The following is an 18,775-nucleotide window of genomic DNA, read 5'->3' as shown; positions in this document are numbered from 1 at the left end:
GGCGGGTGCCATCGCCCCTGGCCGATCCCGGCGGGTTGCGATTTCGGTCCGCCACTCGATCAGCCACCGTCCTCTCGGCCGCCGACTGCACGGCCGACCGCACCAGTGTGTGCCCTCAAGCCTGACGATGCCGAGCTGCGCTGCGGCTTGCCTGGGCATGCCCCCGGTGCCGGCACGGGCATGCCCATTGCGTGGGCATGCCCGTGACCTGTTGTTTTAGGGCTGCGGGCAGGCCATTGGGCAACCCCTGCTGAGGAGAGTTCACGGCACGAGCTGCGAAAGGAGCGTGCCGTGAACGTGACCCCGGCTGGCGGGATCTTCGGTCGACTGGACGATGAGTGGGCTGCGCTGTGCGCCGACACAGATGTCCGGGCGTCCGTCTACGAGTGGCTGATGGCCGATCACCTGGCGTACGACGTCGCCGCCGCGACCGCGTCCTGGGTTCGCACGCTCGGGCCGGAGCAGCTGCTGGCCGCGCTGCGCCCTGCCGGATCGGCCACGTCCGACGAGTTGGCCGATGCGGTGCTGCGTGTCCTGTTGAAGCGTGCAGCGGACCGTGGCCGGTCGGCCACGCTGGCCGCGCGGATCGTGGTGCAGGCGATGCTGCCGGCCACGGTGCGCATCGCCCGGAGCCAGGTCCGTCCCTTCGGCGGCCGTACCCACGACGACGTCGGTCACATCGTGATCGCCGCGCTGTACGAGACCGCACGCAGTGGCTGCATTCATCACCGCCGCGGTCGACCTGCGGCCAACGTGGCGCTGGACACGCTGCGTCGGGTGTGCCGGGAGTTGGCGGCCGATCGCGAGGAGTTGGGCCAGGCGCTCACCGAGGCCGCCGAGCATCTCGTCCCCGTGCCGGACTCCGCTTGCCTGACCACTGTGCGCCTGGCCGCTGCGACCAATGGTCTGCACGCCGCCGGTGACGACGAGGAGATCACCGTCGCCCGGCTGCAGGTGCTGGAGCTCGTCCTCGACGCGCTGGAGAACGACGTACTCAGCGCAGACGAAGCCCGCTGGATCGCCGAGCACTACAGCGCCGGCGCTCCTCGCGACAACGACACCGCCCGTGCCGCCGGCGTTTCCGCGGCCGCGGTTCGGCAGCGCCGTAGCCGGGCCGTCTCCCGCTTGACCGCGTCCCTGCACACCACCGCCTAACCCGACGCCCCCATGAACCGACGAACCAGGGATGGAAGTTGACGATGACCCCGACCACAGCAGCTGTGACCGGCTGCCGGCTGGACCAGGAAGAAGCTCGCGTAAGCGCTACCCGGCGGATGCTGATCATGCTGGGTGCCGCGCTGGTCGACCAGCCCTTCGACACCACCACCCACCACCGCCTCGTGCAACTGCTGACCGGTGAACACCTGCAGGGTGCGCTCGCCGCGGTCGACGCTCTGCGCCAGCGGCCGGAGCAGGAGCTGCGCGACCGCATCGCGGAGCTGAGCGGCCACGGTCTGCGTCTGCGGAGGTCGGCGTGATGCGGCTGCGCAAGCACAAGCCGGCCCCCGTCGACGCCGAGGAGCTCAGGGCCCCCTCCGAGGCAGCCCCGGGCTGGGCGACGGTCTCCACCGGAGCGGTAGCGAACTTCACCGCGGTGGTGCGGTGGGGGGCTTGGGCGTTGGTGTTGGCCGGGCCGTTGCTGGGCGGCTGGGCGCTGGCGACGAACGCGCGGCCGGGCCCAGCGCCGGTGCGGGCCGAGGCGCCGCGCACCGTGACGTCCTCCGTCGACGCGGTGGCGCCGGCTGGCTTCGCCGAGTTGTACGTCGCGGCCTACCTCAACGCCGGCTCCGGTGACGCGGCTGTTGAGGAGGTCGCCGCCTACTACCCGCCGGCGCGCGGGATGTCCTGGGAGACCAGCACCAGCGCGAGCGGCGCGGCCGCGGCGCGCTCGGTGTCCGCGGTGCGGGTGCGGCAGGTCGCCTCCGGCTATTGGTCGGTCACCGTCGCCGCGCGCCTGGACCATCGCGGCAAGGGCGCTGGCCGAGTCCGCTACTTCCAGGTGCCCGTCCGGGCCGTGGGGAAGGCGGGTGCAGAGCGCTGGGTGGCGGTGGCCTTGCCCGCCGAGGTGGCCGCGCCTATGGCCCGGGCCGGCTCGGCGCCGGACCTGGCCTACGGAGCGGCGCACGCACCGACGTCCAGTGATCCGGCCGCCGCGACCGTCCAGGGGTTCCTCGGCGCGTACTTGGCCGGCCGCGGCGATGTCGAGCGGTACCTCTCCCCAGGCGCGACGGTGCGGGCGATCCGGCCGGCGCCGTACTCGGCGGTGACGGTCACGCAGATCTCCGAGCACGGGTCCGGGCCGGCCGAGGGCGCCGCGGCCCAGGTCCCGCCGGACGGCGTCACGCGGCACCTCCTGGTCGACGTCGCCGGTGAACGCCCCGGCGCCGGCGGGCGGCCGATGACCTACGCCCTCGAACTGCGCTCCCGCGGCGGCCGGTGGGAAGTCGCCGCCCTCGAAGTCGCCCCCACCCTCGCCCCCTCGAACTCCTCTGGAGGAATGTCGTGATGCAGCTCGCTGGGATCATCTCGGACGCCAACAACCTCGCCAGCCAGCTCAAGACCCTCCTGATCGTGGGGGTGCTGGGCTGCATGTACCTGGTTTCCGTCGCTGTCGTCTGGGGCCAGACCAAGTCGGTGCTCAAGGCCGCGGTCGCAGCGGTGGGCGGGGCGGTGGTGATGGCGCTCGTCGTCAACATGACCGCGCTGCGCGACAAGGTCGGCGAGGACATCAAGAACTCCGGCTCGGCTTCGTCCGCGCACGCGCCCGCCCAGATCGTCGACCGCCTGGGCGCGCCGAAGGATGCGTCGTGAGCACGCACGCGGCCGGCCCTGGCGAGCCGTTGGTGGGGCGCTGCTTCACCAAGGCGCGTCGGCATCAGAACGTGGTGGGGCGGTGGCCGGGCGGCGGTCGGATTCCCGGCGGGCCGTATACCTGGCCGCAGATCGTTGTCGCCGTCGCGGCCCTTGGGCTGCTGGTGGTGACGCGTGCGGTGTGGGCCCATCACGGCTTGGTGGACCTGGTGCCGCTGGTCGGTGTGCCCGGGGCCCTTGCGTTGGCGGTCCGGCGGATCAGCGTCGACGGCCGCAACCCGTTCGCCGTTGCCGCCGGCGTCCTTGGGCTCGCGGTCAGTGGCGGCCGCGGTCGGATCGAGGGCCGGCCGGTGCGCGCCGGCCGCGGTGGGCGGCTGGTGGGGGTGTGCACCGTGTCCTGGACGACCGTCGACACCGTACCCGCACCCGCGACGGCCCCGGCCCCGGCGGTGGACAAGCGCTCATTGTCGCCCGCTGACAGCGGCGTTGAGACCGGATGCCGGCCGGAGCAGCCGGCCATGGCAGAGGCGGGAGCGCGGGTGATGTCGGGCGTGAGTGCGCTGCTGACCTCACGGTCCCGTGCAGCGAGCAACAAGATCGACGGCGGGGTGGCTGAGTGATGCGGGTTCCGGTGCGGCATGTGGCCGGCAATGTGATCTGGACGCGGCACGGTACGTGCTGGGCGTTGTGGCGGGTGGAGGCCGGCGGGCACGCGTATGCCTCGCGCGGGGCAAAGGAGCAGCGGCTGCGCGCGGTCGAGGCCTTGGTGAAGGGCCTGCGTGGCGAGGCGATGCTGTTGAGCTTGTGCCCGCAAGTGGATCCGGCGGCGGTGGTTCGGCGGATGACCGACGGCGTTGATCTCGCGGCCAGCGAGCGGTACGCGGCGCTGGCGCTTCGGGTGCTGGACCAGTTGGAGGGCCTGGAGCTCACCGGCCGCGCCGACTTCCTGGCTGTGCCCCTTCCGGCCGGTGGCGGGGCGGACTCCGCGCGGATGGCGTGGGCGGCGGCCCGCGCGGAGATGGCGCTGCAACTGGGGTTGCTGCCGGCGCCGGTCGCAGCCCGCGAGGAGGTCCGTCGGCTCGGCCAGGCCCGGGAGATGGCGGCGTCCTGGCCGTCGACGATTCGGCTGCGGCCGGCGAGCGAGGCGGAGATCTTGTGGATCTACGGCCACAGCGCCCGCCGCGGTGTCCTCGAACCGCTCCTGCCGGAACCTGGCCAGGGGCAGGTTCGTGGCCGCGGTCGCGGGGCGGCCGCCCTCGGCCAGGTCGTGCTCGCCGAAGGCGCCGCCCCTGCTGAACCGGAGCAGGGCGAGGCCGGGGAGGGTCCGGCGGGGCGGTCCTCGGCGTTCGGTCGGCGGTGGCTGCAGGTGGCCACCGAGTGGGGTGATTCCTACCAGGCGTTCCTCACGCTCGCCGAGATGCCTGAGCACTTCGTCTTCCCCGGCAGCGAGTACCTGGCCCGGCTGGACGAGTTCGCGTTCCCCGTGGACTGGACGGTGCGGCTGAGGGTCACTCCGGGCACGGAGGCGGAGCGTAAGGCGCGGCGGCAGGCGCGGGAGTTGGCGCAGCAGCCCGAGGAGTACGACGGCGAGCCGGCTGGGGTGCCCGATCGCGTGCTGGAGGCGGCCGACGGCATCGGCGACTACGCCGCGGCGTTGACGCGTTCCAAGGGGGAGGTCGAGGTGCAGGCGATGGGGACGCTGTGCGTGTGGGGCCGCTCCCCGGTTGAGGTGGAGGCTCGGTGCGCGGAGGTGCGGACCTACTTTGCCGATACCGACTACACCTTCGTCCGTCCGCTGGGCGCCCAAGGGCAGCTGTTCTACGGGATGCTGCCCGGCGCCCGCACGCCGCAGGTGATGGCCAACTATGCGCAGATCTTGCTGGCGCGGGACTTCGCGATGGCCGCGCCGTTCGCGGGCACTGCCCTCGGGGATGGGCGCGGGCCGTTGTTCGGGCTGCAGTTGGCCGGGGGCGGGCTGCGCCCCGTTCACGCTGACTGGCCCGCCGGGCCTCGGCGGCGCACCAGTGCCTCGGCGGCGTTCATCGGGGAGTTGGGCGCGGGGAAGTCGACGGCGATGAAGGCCGCCGTCTACGCGATCCTCGCCGCTGGCCGGCGGCCGGCGCAGCATCTGCGGCGCGGGCGGGCTGTCATCGTTGACCGGACCCCGCAGCAGGAGTGGGTGCATTTCGCGCGGGCGTGCCCCGGCACCACGCAGGTCATCACGCTGACCGGCCAGGCTCGCGTCTCGCTCGATCCGTTGCGGATCATCCACGACCGGGCCGAGGCCCAGCGCCGCACCGAGTCGTTCCTGACGCTGCTGTTGGGGGTGGCGCCGATGGAGGACCAAGGCGTGGTGTTGTCCGAGGCGGTCGAGACCGTCCTGGCGGGAACGGCGCCGTCGATGGCCGCTCTGGTGATGGAGCTGCGGCAGCGCGGGACCCGGGAGCCGGCGGCGCAGGCGTTGGCGCGGAAGTTGACCGCGGTGGCCCGCAAGGACCTGGCGCGCATGATCTTCGACCCGGCGCTGCCGGTGGTCGACACCAGTGCGGCGGACACCGTCGTGTTCTCCGTGGCGCAGCTGGCGCTGCCCAGGGAGCACGAGCTGGCGGCGGATCGGCTGGCGAAGCTGGAGTTCGAGAAGGTCTTTGGGCGGGCCGCGCTGTACCTGATCGCCGCGATCTGTCGGGAGGTGTGTTTCGCCGATCCGGCGGAGTTCTGCGTGGCGGTGTGGGACGAGTGCTGGTGGCTGACGTCTTCCTCGGAAGGTGAGGCGCTGTTGTTGGAGCTGCTGCGTGATGGGCGCAAGCACGACGCCGGCGTCCTGGCCGGCTCCCACGATGCCGACGACATCGGGCGCAGCGGCAGTCAGACCGGGGAGATCTTGCGCGGCCTGTTCCCCAGGAAGTACCTGTTCCGGCAGACCGACGTCACCCTCGCCAAGCGCGGTCTGGAGTTCCTCGATCTCGATCCGGATGACGAGGACCTGGTGGAGATGGTCACCGCCGGCCTGTCCCCCATCGACGTCGCCGAGGACGTCCGCACCCAGCGGGCCGGCGAGTGCCTGCACCGCGATCTGTTTGGGCGCATTGGCGGCATGCAGGTGCTGCTGCCCGCCGACCCGGTTGCGGCGGAGGCGATCCACTCCGACCCGGTGCGTGCGGTATGACGCGGCGGGGCCTGGCCGGGCTGCTCCGGCACACGGGCGGACGCTCCGTGTGGCGGTGTCTGGTGCTGCTGGGCGTCGCGGCAGCCGTGACGGTCCTGTTGGCCGGCCATCCCGCCCTCGCCACACCGGCCACCGCACCGGCCGCCCCGCCGGTTGCTGTTCAGGGCGGTGGCAGCCCCGTGTCTGCCGCGCTGCCGTCCCGGGTGCCGGTTGGGCAAGGGTCGATGGTGCTGGCTGCTGGTGCCCCGGGTACGGAGCGGACGCAGAAGGAGCAACTCCGCAAGACGCTGATGAAGCTGGGGGTGGGCAAGGGCGACCTGTTGGACTCCTTTCAGGTCACCAACGACATCGGCATCCCCGTGTCCGCGTTCACCGTCGATGTGGACAGCGGCAGTTGGGACGATTGGGACCTGAAGGTCGAGGCCTGGCTGACGAGCTTGTTGTTCATGGGCGTGAAGTGGCTGGTGGCGTTCGCCTGTTGGCTGCTGACCTGGGCGCTGGGCTTCAAGCTGGCTGAGGCGCTCCTCAGGCCGGCGGTGGCGGTGTCGGACTCGCTGTACTCCCACGTGCTGCTGTCGATGGGGCTGCCGTCGCTGTTCCTGGTCTTCTCCGGGGTCACCGCCGCCTGGCACCTGTGGTTCGGCAGGCGCTCGCGCGGCTGGGGCGAACTCCTCGCCTCCCTGATGATCGGAGCGCTGGCCGCCACCTCGCTCGCCTCCCCTCCCCAGCAACTCCTTGGCCCCCAGGACGGGGCCGTGGGCAAGGCACGCGAGTTGGGCATCGCGGTCGCCTCCGTGGTGATGGGACAGGACGATCCGACCGCGGCCGATCCGCTGTATGGGATTGTCACGCCGATCACCGACCAGATGGTGGACGCCTTCGTCGTCCAGCCCGCGATGGTCCTGTCCTACGGCCGCACCTTCACCAACTCCGGCGAGAAAAAATGCGCGTGGCAGTTCGTCACCTCCCGCATCGGCCAGGCCATCTACAACCAGAAACTCGCCGACGCCAACAAAGACGCCAAGGATGTGCCCAGCGGTGGCGACCTCCTCGTGCCCGGCCTCGGCGGCAAGTTCACCGACCTGCTGCGGGAGAAGGGCCTGCAGTGGGTCACCGACAGCACAGGTGTCCAACCCGGCGAGACGTTCGAGAAGACGTGCGTCGGCCCGGACGCCAAGGTGGCCAAGAAGGCGAGCGTCGACAAGCTGGTCGGCGCCGGCTTCATGCTGGTGGCCGCACTGCTGCTCTGCGCCCTGATCATCGCGCTGGCCGCCGGCTACCTGACGGCGCAAGCCTGGCTGGCCATCGAGGCGATGCTGCTGCGCTGTGCCCTGATCGCCGGCACCCTCCCCGGCCCGGGCCGGGCCTGGCTGTGGTCGCGCGCCGCCGCCATCGCCCGCGGCCTGGCCCTCCTGGTCACCCTGGTCATCGCGCTGGCGGTCTTCGTCGTCTGCGTCACCGCCGTGCTCGCCGCCCAGCCGCAGGACATCCCCGGCGGCATCATCGTGCGCTTCGTCCTCGTCGACATCCTGTGCGCCGCCGCGATCGTCTTCCGTAAGCGCCTGATGCGGGCGACCAGCCAGGGCACGGCGCGTCTACGCAGCCGGCTCGGCGCCTCCCCGCTGGGCGGCAGCAACCCGCCCGCCGCCCTCGGGCCAGTCGGCGGGCGACGCCGGGGGACGCTGGGGAAGGTCGTGGGAGCCGGGCTGATGCTCGGGGCAATGGCCGCCACCGGCGGAGCGGCCGGCGCACTCGGCGGTGTCGGCCGCGCCACCTCCGCCCGCGCCCTGTCCCTGCGGCTGGCCCGCGGCGCCGGAAGTCTGGCTCGAGGCACCCAGCGGGCGATGCGGGCCGGCGGCCGGGCCGGGCTGCGGCTGGGCCGCTTCGGACTGCAGAGCACAGTCGGACTGCCGGTCTACGGCCCGCGTGCCGCCCGCACCGCCGCGACAGCCGTCCAGGCGGTGCCCGGTCAGGTGGCCACCGCCGCCTCGCAGTTGACTGACAGGCTGGAGGCCGCGCGCGCCCTCTACGAGCCGCAGGCCCGAGAGCTCGCCTCCGGATGGTTCGCCGGGGTGGGCGGGCACTGGCTGCGCAATCAGGCCCTGATCCGGAACGGGATGCCGCCCCTACCGGCCCGCCCCCGTCCCGCACGGGGCACCAGCGGCACCCGCGCGACTGTCCCGCCGCGCGGTCGCATGCCTCGCCCGGGGCCGGCTCCCGCCGCACCACGGCCGGCAGCAGGGTCGCGGTCTTCCCGGGCCCGGCGCGTGCCGCAACGACCGCTGACCCCGCCGGCCTCCAGTCAGCAGGCCAGCCTGCAGCAGCGGCTGCACCGGATGCGGACCCGCGCCCCAGCCAACCCAGCCCCCGGCCCGCACCCTGGGCGAACGGGCACGCCGCCGGCCGCGCCGCGCCGCCCCAACCAGCCGCCGCGCCGGCCACGGAGGCGCTCATGAAGCGCCCCCTCTTGGCGGCCGGCGCCAGCCTCGGCGGCGTGGCCATGGCACTGATCGGCGTGCTGGTGCTGTTCGTCGCCGCGGTCGCCAACGGTGCCGCCGGGCACCAAGAGACGCAGAACGCCTCTGGGAATCTCCCGCCGGGAAGTCAGGTCGGCGACATCCCGCCGCAGATGCTCACGCTCTACCGGCAAGCGGCGCCCGCCGCTTGCCGGGGGTTGGACTGGTCGGTGCTCGCCGCGGTCGGGAAGGTCGAGACCGACCACGGCCGGCACCCCACCATGCGCTCGGAAGCCGGCGCCGTCGGCCCGATGCAGTTCCTGCCCTCGACGTTCACGGCCTACGCTCACCCGGTGCCGCCCGGCGGCGCGGCCCCGCCCACGCCATGGGATCCCGCGGACGCGGTGTATGCCGCGGCCCGGATGCTGTGCGCCAACGGCGCGAAGACTGACACCGAGGATGGGCTGTACCGGGCGATCTACTCCTACAACCACGCCGACTGGTACGTGCGCAGGGTCCTCGGCCAGGCCCACGCCTACGCCGCGGCCGCGCCTCGGCCGGGGGAGGGAGAGGGCGGGGGCGGTTCCGGGAACGCGATCATGCAGGCCGCGCTCGGGCAGCTCGGCGTCCCGTACGTCTGGGGCGGCGGCACCATCAACGGGCCGAGCGGCGGCGGCTTCGACTGTTCCGGGCTCACGTCATACGCCGTGCACCAAGGCACCCGCCACCGCGTGGTGCTGCCGCGCACCTCCCAGGAACAACGGCACGCTGGCACCCCCGTACCACGCGATCAGATGCAGCCTGGAGATCTCATCATCTTCGACAAGGAGGGGTGGGGGCACGTCGGGATTTACGCGGGTGGTTTCCGCATGGTCGACGCGCCAAGGCCGGGGAAAGCCGTCGAGGTGATCAGTCTCGCGGGTTACTGGGAGCAGTACACGTGGTCCGTGAGGCGCGTGGCCTGAGTCCTTGTAGGTTCCCATCACATTTGTCATTCGTCCCATTGGTTTGTCGAAGGTCTGTCGACCGTACCGAGAAACCGCAGGTGGCGCGTCCCAGCGTTCTGTCGTACGCGCTCCAAGGCCCCCTTGAGCCTGAGGATTTCGACAGATCGACGAGGCAGGACCGCTGACAAACCGCTGAGACACCGGGACATCAGCCCAGGTCGAGCGACGGGCGCACGACAGACCAAACGAGAACCTACAGTCCTCGTGCTATCGCCCGGCCTGGACCGCCACGTGCCGGATGGGATGTACAGCCGATGCAGGGATCGGTCAGCGACCCCGTAGACGCCTCAGCCAACCCCACTGCTCTGGTCCATGGTCGTGTCGAGAAGGTTGGGCCTCGGTAGCAACGGCAGCAGCGGTTCTGCCTAACGAACGGTCGAGGCGGGCCCATCCGTCCCGCCGCGGAGTCAGCGGGCTCGGCGGTCGGGGGTGATTACGCCGTTATCGCCCGTAGGGCGATCCTCGTAGGAGGGGGCTGTCATACGTCGGCCCCGCTCCCCCACTAGTGGCAGGGTCGCGGGGCCGCCTGACAACCGGGGAAGTTAGCCCGGTTGTACGGTCCGCAGCTTCTGTGAGAGCTGCTGAACCTGCTCCGTGCCCATATGACGCAGGATCAGGGCCGCCATGGCGTCGACGTCCTGCCACGGCAGGTCAGGCGATGTTTCCTCACCTGCCGGTGTGACCGGCGTTGCAGGCCGCGTTCCGCGGTCGTTGCTCGGCTCCGCGTTGTGGTGGCCTTGCTCGGATGTGCGCGGTGAGGTGATTACGGCGTTATCACTTGAGGTGTGCTCAGGCGTCGGGTCCTGAGGGGTGATTACGCCGTAATCACCTGAGGGCTGCTGCTGTGGAGCAGCGGTGGCCGCTTCGCTCTTCCGTTGACGTGTCTTCTTCGGTGCCTCCGCGGCGCGTTTGTCCGCCTCAGCTCGCTGTTGTTGCGGAGGCAGCTTGCTTAGTCCTCGGACGTGTTCGACCTTCCGGTCGCCGGCTTCGAGGTCGGCCTGGAGGGCCGGGTCGAGGTGGAGGAGGGAGATCCGCTGTGAGATGAACCCTTGGCTTATGCCGAGCCGCTGGGCGGCCTTGCGCTGCGAGCCGTAGAACTTGACGAGCTTTTCTAGCGTGGTGGCTTCTTCGAGCTCGGTCATGTTCTCGCGATGCACGTTGGCTACGAAGGCTGCTTCCAGCAGCTTGTCGTCCGAGGTAGCGAAGGCATCGTCAACGGTGTACTTGATCTCCGTCAGGCCTGCCTCGCCAGCAGCCGCGAATCGTCGATGCCCATCGACGACGACGTACTGGGCCCCGTCCTTCAGCCTGCTGGCTTGACCGGGCCGCTCGGCGAGGTAGGCGTCGACGGTGACGAGGCTGATGGCATTGACCAGCCCGACCTCGAGAATCGACTGGGCGAGGTCGGAGACATCGCCGACTGTCTCGCGCGGGTTGTCGGGGTTCTCGCTGATCAGGTTCAGGGGGAGTCGTGCTGCCTTCGGTGCCGGCGCACTTGTGGGGGCCTCAGTCGCCTCGGCGATGGCGGCGCGGCGAGCGCTGACGGCGGGGGCGGCATGGCTGAAGGAGGCGGAGGGGCCGAGTCTCCTGGCCTTGCTACTCATGCGATCTCCCGGGCGAGCGCGCGGATGTTGGCGGCCTGTTCGCTGTTGGAGGCGTAGGCGAGCAGCGGTGTTTTGGTGCGGACGGCTTCGCGCTGTTCGCGTCGGTCGGGGATCACGGCCACGACGCGGGGGTCCCTTATGGCTTTCCACTCGTCGAGGGAGCTGGTGGCGATGTAGCCGCGGCGGGCGTCGTAGAGGTTGACGATGAGGCCGAGGTAGTCGAGTTCGATGGTCATGTCGGCGCGCATGTCCTCGATTTGGGAGACGAGTAGGCCGTAGGCGTCTGCGCTGCTGTCTTCGGCTTGGACGACGATGCCGATGCCGGATTGCCCAGGCTGTTCGCCGTCGCGGCGGCGGCCGTAGTAGACGGCGGCGTCCATGCTCAGGCCGAGGCTGGGCGGGCAGTCGACGATGATGACGTCGTAATTGCCTTCGACGGGGGCGAGGGCTCGTTCCAGGGCGGCTTCGCGGACGCGGACGCTGGAGAGCTTGACGTCCAGGAGGAAGGCGTCCTGGCTAGCGGGCAGAAGGTCCAACCGTCCGCCGAACTGGTCGCCGTTGACGGTGACGATGAGGTCGCGGATGTCTCCGCGGTCCTTGTCGGCGGCCATGTGCTTGGAGAGCGTGTCGCCCTTCATGTCGAGCGGCTCGTGCCCGAGTTGCTTGGTGAGGTGGCCCTGCGGGTCGAAGTCGACCAGGAGCACGCGCAGTCCGTGGCCTGGACGCTGCTCAAGGGTCGGCTCCTTGCCGTCCTCGGTCATCTGCTTGGAGGCGCGGACGGGGAAGATTGCTTGGGGGTCCTCGGCATAGGCCTGAGCCAGGCCGGCTGCCATGGCGGTCTTCCCGACGCCTCCCTTCTGGTTGCAGATGATCTTCCGCTTCGGGATGGTCGGGCGCTCGATGGCCGGAGCCGGGTTGGAGTCCAGCCACAGCTGTACGGACTGTGCCAGGCCTTGGATTCCGGAGACGCCGCGTGCGGCGGCGTCGGTGCGGAAGGCTTCCCAGAGGCCTTCCGGTAGCCAGGTGGAGAAGGGCTCCGCGCCGGCGGTATCGATGGGGGAGAGGTTGGAGCCAAGGCTGCGCCAGGCGGTGATGCCTTCGGCGACAGCGTCTTGGAGGGCGATGCCGCGCTGTGCGGCGCGGACCTTGAAGTCCTGCCAGAGGGCGGCGGGGAGTTTGGAGACGACCTTCTCGCGGTCGCCTTGCGGACTGCTCGTCATAGAAGGAACCTTACTAACGCAGTAGATCATTTCTAGCATCAGGGCGTTAGTGTCTCCTTGAAGTGCTGTGAGAGATAGGTGATTACGCCGTAATCACCCGGGCGTCCGCCACTGCTCCTTGCCTCCTGACGCACCATCCAGCAGGCACACACTGCGAGTTGTCCGGCCCGGTGGAAACGGCAACGCGGGATTCGGCGCGGGGGGGCGAGGACGTCGAGGAGCTGGGTCGAGTGCTCCTTGCCAGTCGGCGCGCGAGCGACGTTCCGCACAGCAGCGGCCCACCGCGTGCTATCAGGACGATGATCAGCAGCGGTGTGGTGCTGGCGAACCCGTCCTACTTGGCCTCGCCGCTCTCGCCATCCGCAATCGCGTAAAACGCCGAGCCGTCATCGCAGCAGGGGCTCCTGTGGAGCAACTACCAGGGGCGGAGCTGCACGTAGCCTCCGAGCCGTGACGCCGATATTCGATCAGCTGGTTCGTGAAGTTGATGCCGAGGACGGCAGCGCGGTCGCGAGGCGCGGCGAGTCCTGCCAGCAGGCGCCAAGGGATTCGATGAACACATCGCACACGGGGCCTCCAGGGCTCGGGGCAGTGCGAGCCCGGGCGCGGTGACCGTCAAACGGCACCGCGCCCGGGGCTGGCCGGGTGTGTTGGAGAGATCAGACCGAAGTCGACTGTGGAGGCAGGTCGGCGCGCAGGGCGGTGAGGGTGAGGCGGTGCTGCCAGGTCTGGGTGGCCTGGGTGGGCGGGATGCCGCGCAGGGCCTCGCTGTAGAGCCACCGGTCGCGTTGGTCGTCCAGGTCGTCGAAGGTGGTGGCGGTGCCGTAGGCGACGGCGGCTAACTGCCTCCAGACGTCGTCCGGGAGTTGGTTACGGCAGGTGGCACACAGTCGCTGGCCGATCAGCGGGTTGTACTGGATCGTGCAGCGGGCGGTGCAGGAGTACTCCGGCACGCAGAAGCAGGCGAAGCAGCCGTCGGGCCGGGGCAGCTCCCGGCGGCGGTGTTTGGTCAGGTTGGGGAGGCGGGCGGGGGCGGTCGGCCATTTGTGGTCGCAGTAGCGGCAGTGGTGGTAGTGCCCCCATCCGGTGCGGCCGGGGCCAGTGGTGTGGTTAGTCGACCGGCTGGATCGGTTGCAGGTCGGGCATTCGGACTGCACCGCAATGTCCTCATGGCACAGCCATTCGATGTCGATGATGGTGGCGGCCTGGGCAGTGGGGTCGTCGCGGTCGGCGTAGTCGAAGTGCCAGGCGTAGTCATCGCTTTCCTTGGTCACCTTGATGCCGATGCGCTTGGTGCCGAGGCGGGTCAGGTCGGCGAGTTGGCTGCAGGGCAGGATGCGTTGGCCCCACACGCGTCGGTGGTAGGCGTTGGTGACGGCGAGGACGGCGCGGTCGGTGAGGTGGCCCAGCGCCATCAGGTGGTCGGCGTTTTCTCCTAGCGTGGTGGTCGGGACGCCGTGCAGCGTGTCGAAGCCTTCCTCCACGCTCCCGGTCAGCGTGAAGGTCTGGCCGGGATTGGCGTCAGTGAACGCGGTCATGCTGATCGGTCTCCTTGAGGAGTGGGTGTCTGCGGGGGAGTGGCCAAGGATGGTTGCGGCAGGGCGGCTGCCGGAGGCTCTGGGTGGACTTGGGTGTGGCGGCCTGGTGGCGTAGCCGCCACGTGGGAGCGGCAACCCGAAGTTCTCTCACGGCGGGATGTGCTGCAGTGCCGTCGAAGGTGCGGTAGTGGTGCGGACTGCGGGTTGGTGGTTGAGCCTCAGTCAGACGACGGCTGGTTTGGCGGGCGCCAGCCGCGGCGTTTCCAGGAGTCCACCTGTGTGCGGCTGACGCCGGTTCGGCGCGCGGTCTCCGCTGGCCCTACTCCGCGGGCGGTCAGCAGTCGTGCGGCCTCCCATCGTTCGAGAGGTGTGAGGGTTTCTGGTGCGTCGTCATTGAGGGTGCGCTCGACGGCGATGAGGTCGATGTCTCGTGCGGCATCGAGGGTGTGGGGTGTGTGGGTGGCCAGGCTGTAGTAGGGCAGGTCGGGCCGGATGCGGCTTGCGGTGATCATTTCTGCCTCCTGGACGGTGTTGGGCAGCTCGCGATGTGCGGCCGCCCAACACCGGTGCCGGCTGCGGACGTCAGGGCGTGCCGAAGGTGGTCTCCCACTGGGCGATCAGGGGAGCGATTTGGGTGGGGTTGGTGGCGGTGCCGATCCAGGTGCCGTTCGGGGCCCACAGCTGCACGGCTGATGTGTCGGTGCGTCGGACGGCGGTGTACGGGCCGAGTCGGTCGCAGAGAAGCTGCGGGGCCTGGTCGTCGGGGCCGTAGGCGAGTTCCGCAAGGGGGATCGGTTGGAGGAGTTCGAGGGCGTCGACGCAGAGTTGGACGATGCCGGCAGCGTGGGTGGGGAGGGTCAGGGTGCCGCGAACGCGGAGGAGGTCGCCGGGGCGGAGTTCGGCGAAGAGGGCGTCGACGATGCGGGGGTCGCCGGTGGTGCAGGCCAGGACGGTTTCCTGGCTGAGGTCGTCGGTGGGGGAGGAGATCAGGCGGAACCGGGCGGTGTCGCGGGGGCCGGGGATCGGCTCGTCGTCGAGGTAGCCGTCGAGGGCCATGGGAATGGTGTCGTGCGTCGTCACGGTCGGGCTGCCTTCCTGTGGGAGCGGGAGACGCTGTCCTTCAGCAGCTGATAGTTGCGGCGCTGCTGTTCGGGCGTGAGCGGTTGGGGTCGGGGGCGGCGGAAGAGCTGGCCGGTGGGGATGTCCTCGGTGAGGGTGCGGGCGAGGCGGTCGTCGGCGTCGGCCGGAGCCGCGGTGCTGCTCATCGGACTTGCCGTCGGGTCAGCGTGTGGTGGTGGGTGGCGGAGATGAGCAGCCGTTGGAGGGCGGCGCCGGGGTGGGTGTAGTGGGCGGTGGCGGGCAGTCCGCAGGCCCAGCAGTCGCGTTCGGTGCCGTTCCAGGTGACGGAGCAGCAGGCGCACAGGTGGTCGTGGGGCTGGCGGGTGCCGATGGCGCGCATGGCGGCGGCTGCGGTGCGGAGGGGTGCGGCGTGGAGGTGGGAGACGGGCATCGTTGGGTCTCCTTGCTCGGGCAGTTCCGGGCCGGTTCGCGGGCCGCCTGCCGGTGTGCGGCGGGCGGCCACGCGGCTGTTGACGGTGGTGCCGAGATGGGGTGGTGCGGGTCAGGCGAGGGCGGCTTTGATGCGGGTGCCGAGCCAGTGGGCGGCGTTGACGCTGACGGCGTTGCCGATGCCGAGGATCTGCTGCTCCTGGCTGGCAGCGGGGAGGATGTAGTCGGCGGGGAAGCGTTGGGCTTGGGCGAGTTCGCGCGGGTTGAGCATGCGCAGCGTGCAGTCGTCCACGGTCGGGGCGGGTCTGACGAGGCTGTGGTGGGGTTTGCAGGCCACCGTGGTGACGGGTTCGGCGGTTGTACGGACGGCGCCCTTGCGGCCGTTGGGGACGATCAGGGCGTGGTGTCGGCCTTGTGCTGAGATCGCTGGGACCGGGTTGGTGAGCGCGACGGCTGTGGTGTTGCGGCGCAGCATCGTCACGTGCGGTGCGGTGCCGTACTTGGTCAGGCCGGCCTCGATGCGGGCGCGGGTGGAGGCGGCGTAGGGGGTGAACTTCTTGCGGTCCGGGCGGCCTTCGCCGACGCGTGTGCCGGGCAGGGACCAGTCGATGACGTCGGCGATGGGCCGGGTGGTGGGGTCGAGGATGAGGTGGCCGCACCGGCGTTGGGGGCAGCGGTAGTCGTACTGGACGCCCCACTTGCCGATCTTTCGGCGGCGGGGGTTGCGCCAGACCTGACGGGCGTTGACGGGGCCGCAGGTCGGGCAGAGCGCGGCGGGCCGGACCTCCAGGTCGGGCAGGGGAATGCCCTTGCGGGTGAAGACGACGTAGATGCGGTCGCGTAGCTGCGGGGCGGTCGGGTTGTCGTCGTCGCCGAGGTGTGCGCTGCTGGCGCAGACGATCTGGTGGTTGTAGCCGAGGATGTTCATCCCGGACAGCCACCAGTCGAACAGCTCCCAGTCGGTGGCGAATTCGGTGACGTTCTCGCACAGGACCGCGTCGTACCGGTGGACTTCGGTGGCGGCGATGATGTCGAGGGCGGTGGCTCGGGTGCGTTCGAACTGCGGTTGGCCGCCGTGCTCGTCTGGTGTGGCTCGTTGGCCGTCGGGGCCGATGAGGCAGGTCTGTCCGTAGGTCCGCTTGCGTCCGCCGGCTGGGGCGATCTCGGTGCAGATCGGTGAGCCCCACAGGATGCGGGTGTGGGGGAGGGAGCGCTTGTCGAACGCGTTGATGTCCTCGGTGAGGTGTTCGGCGTGTGGGTGGTTCGCCCGGTGGGCCTCGACTTGCACGCGATCGTGGTTCATGGCCAGGCGCAAGCGGAGCCCGGCTTCCATAAGGCCCCTGGCTGAGCCGCCCAGGCCGCAGAACAGGTCGGTGAAGTCGAGCTCACCGTCGTGCTGGAAGGCCCTCATCGCTCAGATCCCGTCGTGTGTGCCGCCAGCCGCAGATGCGGCAACTGCTGGAGGACCTGCTCCACGAGGTCCTGGCTCGGCTTCCAGGCCGACAGCGCGCCGGTGGCAGGTACGGGCAGGGCGAGTTCCTGGACGTCGGTGAGGACCAGGTGGTGAGCATCACGCTGCGCCCAGGGGCTGGTGCACCGCCTGGGGCCCTGGTCGGAGTGGCAGTCGATGAGGCGCGCGACGCCGATGACAGCCCCGAGGGGGAGTTCGCGTCCGTGGATCGTGGTGGCGACCAGCGGATCACGCAGGGCTGCGCGGTCCGGCTTCTTCATCCCGGCGTGGATGAGGAGCCAGCCGCGCCAGGGCCAGCGCTTGGGGCGGTTCTCCGTGTTCTTCCCGACGAGGATGCAACTCGCCCATGGCTGGCGGATGGTGATGCCGCGGATCCACTGGCCGGGGTCGGTGGGAGGAGCGGTGGAGGTCATACTGGTGTCTCCGTCTCTCATGGATGGGATGGAGGGCCGGGACAGCCGTCGTGCAGCCACACGAGAGCGGTTGTCCCGGCCTGACGCCTTGCTGTTGCTGGCCGGGGTGCGCGGGTACTAGCTGTCGGTGGCGCGGTTCACGCCCGGACCACGCCCGCGTACTGCGCCTCCAGGCCCGCGCGGCCCTCATGGTCGGCGTCCTGGTCGTGGTCGTCGGTCTCCTGGTCGACGTCGTCGACGCCGCCGTGGAGGCTGCAGACGATGGACTCGTCGTTGTGCAGGTCACCGCTCAGCGCCCGATACAGGCAGCTGACGCTGTGGGCGGGGGCCCAGGCGTAGTCGGTGCATTCGTCGTCATGCGGGCATGGCACCAGCACGTCGAACCCGTAGTCGCCCTCACCGTCGATGTCGGTGCGCAGGGCAAGGGTGAGGTGCATCTGCCCGAGGCGGATCTCCGCAACGCGATCGCCGCCAGCGACGCTCGAGCCGCGCTTCCACCGCCACAGTGGCAGGATCTCCGGGCCGAACACCCGGCGTACGAGCAGCAGGTCGCCCAGGCCGTCGGTGCCGTCCAGTCCGAGGTCGGCGTTTCGGGCCTCGCTCAGCCGCTTCAGGAATGGCAGCAGCTGGTAGAGACTGTCCGCGAAGACGATCTGGTTGAAGCCTTCCGCCGCCAGGATCGCATGGGAGCGGACCATCGCCTGGTGCTGGTCCCGGACCGTGCCGTCGGGCACGGTCCGGTTGGCCGGCCGCGGGCGCTGGCGCTCCACGCATACGGAGGCCGGGGTAGCGACCATGACCGCGGTGGCGGGCATGCCGTGCCGTTTGGCGGCGGCGACCAAGGGTTCCCTTGCCTCGCGGCTGACGTTCGTTGCGTCGATGACCGTGTTCAACTTCCGGGCCATCCGGCGCTCCAGGAGCATGTGCAGGGCATCGACCGCGTCGGCAGTCGCCTCCTGATCGCCCGCGTCGTCGCTCACTGCCTCGCGCAGCGCATCCAGGGACAAAACCTGAGAAGCGGGCCAGGTGCGCGCGAGCGTGGATTTGCCGGCGCCGGCCGGGCCGATGAGGACCACCAGGCCGTTCGGCAGCTCCGGGTAGATCAGCATGGTCATGCAGGGTCTCCTTGCGCGTTCAGGGTGCAGGCAGCGATGAGCAGGTGTGCCTGATGCCGTCGCCTTACTGCTGGCGGTAGTGCCAGCAAGGGGCGGCCGTGCGCCTGGCAGTGGACGGCCGCCCCCGCGGTTGTTACTGGCCTTCTTGGGCGAGGCGGGCCGTCTCCTCGGCCAGCTCCTTCGTGGCCCGCTCCTGCTCCTCGGCCGCGAGGCGCAGCGCTTCCATCACCTCGGGCGGCGTCTCGTTTTCCATGGCTGGTCTCCTGTCTCGTATCTGCGGGTGGTGGCCTTGGGCTGCGGTGCGTCGAGGGCGCCGCCTGCCATTTCGGGTCTTGGTGGTTCAGTCGTGGGTCGGCTGGCGCTCCGGGCCGCCCCCGGTGGCCCAGCGCTCCCAGGTGGCCGGCGGCCGGTTCATGAGGGGCCAGCCGGGGTGCGTCCGGGGCCGGGGGAGCGGTGTGGTTGTGT

At 70.5% G+C, this 18,775-nt stretch carries 18 protein-coding genes; 8 read left to right on the top strand and 10 right to left on the bottom strand.

Going from position 1 to position 18,775, the window contains the following annotated elements:
* Positions 1 to 291 precede the first annotated feature (291 nt).
* From ACIQE0_RS34655 to ACIQE0_RS34620, 8 genes are all read left to right on the top strand, one after another.
* Positions 292 to 1,155: a hypothetical protein gene (locus tag ACIQE0_RS34655; RefSeq protein WP_402339392.1), complete on the top strand. Its 864-nt coding sequence runs from the start codon at positions 292 to 294 to the stop codon at positions 1,153 to 1,155.
* Between the two features lie 44 nt (positions 1,156 to 1,199).
* Positions 1,200 to 1,478, top strand: a complete 279-nt coding sequence (locus tag ACIQE0_RS34650; protein WP_402339389.1) for a hypothetical protein — start codon at positions 1,200 to 1,202, stop codon at positions 1,476 to 1,478.
* Positions 1,478 to 2,506: a conjugal transfer protein gene (locus tag ACIQE0_RS34645; protein ID WP_402339387.1), complete on the top strand. Its 1,029-nt coding sequence runs from the start codon at positions 1,478 to 1,480 to the stop codon at positions 2,504 to 2,506. The genes ACIQE0_RS34650 and ACIQE0_RS34645 overlap by 1 nt, the downstream gene beginning before the upstream one ends.
* Complete coding sequence (locus tag ACIQE0_RS34640; protein ID WP_402339384.1) at positions 2,506 to 2,811, top strand: hypothetical protein; 306 nt, start codon at positions 2,506 to 2,508, stop codon at positions 2,809 to 2,811. Before ACIQE0_RS34645 ends, ACIQE0_RS34640 begins: the two co-directional genes overlap by 1 nt.
* Positions 2,808 to 3,431, top strand: a complete 624-nt coding sequence (locus ACIQE0_RS34635; protein WP_402339381.1) for a hypothetical protein — start codon at positions 2,808 to 2,810, stop codon at positions 3,429 to 3,431. The genes ACIQE0_RS34640 and ACIQE0_RS34635 overlap by 4 nt, the downstream gene beginning before the upstream one ends.
* A gap of 221 nt (positions 3,432 to 3,652) precedes the next feature.
* Positions 3,653 to 5,977, top strand: coding sequence for an ATP-binding protein (locus tag ACIQE0_RS34630; RefSeq protein ID WP_402339378.1), 2,325 nt, complete (start codon positions 3,653 to 3,655; stop codon positions 5,975 to 5,977).
* Positions 5,974 to 8,433, top strand: a complete 2,460-nt coding sequence (locus ACIQE0_RS34625; RefSeq protein WP_402339375.1) for a hypothetical protein — start codon at positions 5,974 to 5,976, stop codon at positions 8,431 to 8,433. The genes ACIQE0_RS34630 and ACIQE0_RS34625 overlap by 4 nt, the downstream gene beginning before the upstream one ends.
* Positions 8,430 to 9,398, top strand: a complete 969-nt coding sequence (locus ACIQE0_RS34620; RefSeq protein ID WP_402339373.1) for an NlpC/P60 family protein — start codon at positions 8,430 to 8,432, stop codon at positions 9,396 to 9,398. The genes ACIQE0_RS34625 and ACIQE0_RS34620 overlap by 4 nt, the downstream gene beginning before the upstream one ends.
* A 584-nt stretch (positions 9,399 to 9,982) precedes the next feature.
* On the opposite strand, the gene ACIQE0_RS34615 is transcribed toward ACIQE0_RS34620, so the two are convergent.
* From ACIQE0_RS34615 to ACIQE0_RS34570, 10 genes are all read right to left on the bottom strand, one after another.
* Positions 9,983 to 11,044, bottom strand: coding sequence for a ParB/RepB/Spo0J family partition protein (locus tag ACIQE0_RS34615; protein ID WP_402339370.1), 1,062 nt, complete (start codon positions 11,042 to 11,044; stop codon positions 9,983 to 9,985).
* Positions 11,041 to 12,264, bottom strand: a complete 1,224-nt coding sequence (locus tag ACIQE0_RS34610; protein ID WP_402339367.1) for a ParA family protein — start codon at positions 12,262 to 12,264, stop codon at positions 11,041 to 11,043. The genes ACIQE0_RS34615 and ACIQE0_RS34610 overlap by 4 nt, the downstream gene beginning before the upstream one ends.
* Positions 12,265 to 12,923: 659 nt before the next feature.
* The gene (locus ACIQE0_RS34605; RefSeq protein WP_402339365.1) at positions 12,924 to 13,802 is read right to left on the bottom strand and encodes a hypothetical protein; all 879 of its coding nucleotides are present in this window, start codon (positions 13,800 to 13,802) and stop codon (positions 12,924 to 12,926) included.
* Between the two features lie 218 nt (positions 13,803 to 14,020).
* Positions 14,021 to 14,314, bottom strand: a complete 294-nt coding sequence (locus tag ACIQE0_RS34600) for a helix-turn-helix domain-containing protein (protein WP_402339362.1) — start codon at positions 14,312 to 14,314, stop codon at positions 14,021 to 14,023.
* A gap of 70 nt (positions 14,315 to 14,384) precedes the next feature.
* The gene (locus ACIQE0_RS34595; protein WP_402339359.1) at positions 14,385 to 14,882 is read right to left on the bottom strand and encodes a hypothetical protein; all 498 of its coding nucleotides are present in this window, start codon (positions 14,880 to 14,882) and stop codon (positions 14,385 to 14,387) included.
* Positions 14,879 to 15,067, bottom strand: coding sequence for a hypothetical protein (locus tag ACIQE0_RS34590; protein ID WP_402339356.1), 189 nt, complete (start codon positions 15,065 to 15,067; stop codon positions 14,879 to 14,881). Before ACIQE0_RS34590 ends, ACIQE0_RS34595 begins: the two co-directional genes overlap by 4 nt.
* Positions 15,064 to 15,312 (bottom strand): hypothetical protein, encoded by a 249-nt coding sequence (locus ACIQE0_RS34585; RefSeq protein ID WP_402339353.1) that lies wholly within the window; start codon positions 15,310 to 15,312, stop codon positions 15,064 to 15,066. The genes ACIQE0_RS34590 and ACIQE0_RS34585 overlap by 4 nt, the downstream gene beginning before the upstream one ends.
* A 111-nt stretch (positions 15,313 to 15,423) precedes the next feature.
* Positions 15,424 to 16,722 (bottom strand): DNA cytosine methyltransferase, encoded by a 1,299-nt coding sequence (locus ACIQE0_RS34580; RefSeq protein ID WP_402339350.1) that lies wholly within the window; start codon positions 16,720 to 16,722, stop codon positions 15,424 to 15,426.
* Positions 16,719 to 17,195 (bottom strand): hypothetical protein, encoded by a 477-nt coding sequence (locus ACIQE0_RS34575; RefSeq protein ID WP_402339347.1) that lies wholly within the window; start codon positions 17,193 to 17,195, stop codon positions 16,719 to 16,721. Before ACIQE0_RS34575 ends, ACIQE0_RS34580 begins: the two co-directional genes overlap by 4 nt.
* 137 nt (positions 17,196 to 17,332) lie before the next feature.
* Entirely contained in the window at positions 17,333 to 18,310 is a 978-nt protein-coding gene (locus ACIQE0_RS34570) for an AAA family ATPase (protein WP_402339344.1), read from the bottom strand.
* Positions 18,311 to 18,775 lie beyond the last annotated feature (465 nt).

The sequence above is a fragment of the Streptomyces sp. NPDC093097 genome (genome assembly GCF_044754325.1).
Taxonomy (GTDB): domain Bacteria; phylum Actinomycetota; class Actinomycetes; order Streptomycetales; family Streptomycetaceae; genus Streptomyces.
Note: the sequence above shows the minus strand (reverse complement) of the source record. Positions and strands in the feature narration are given on the sequence as shown.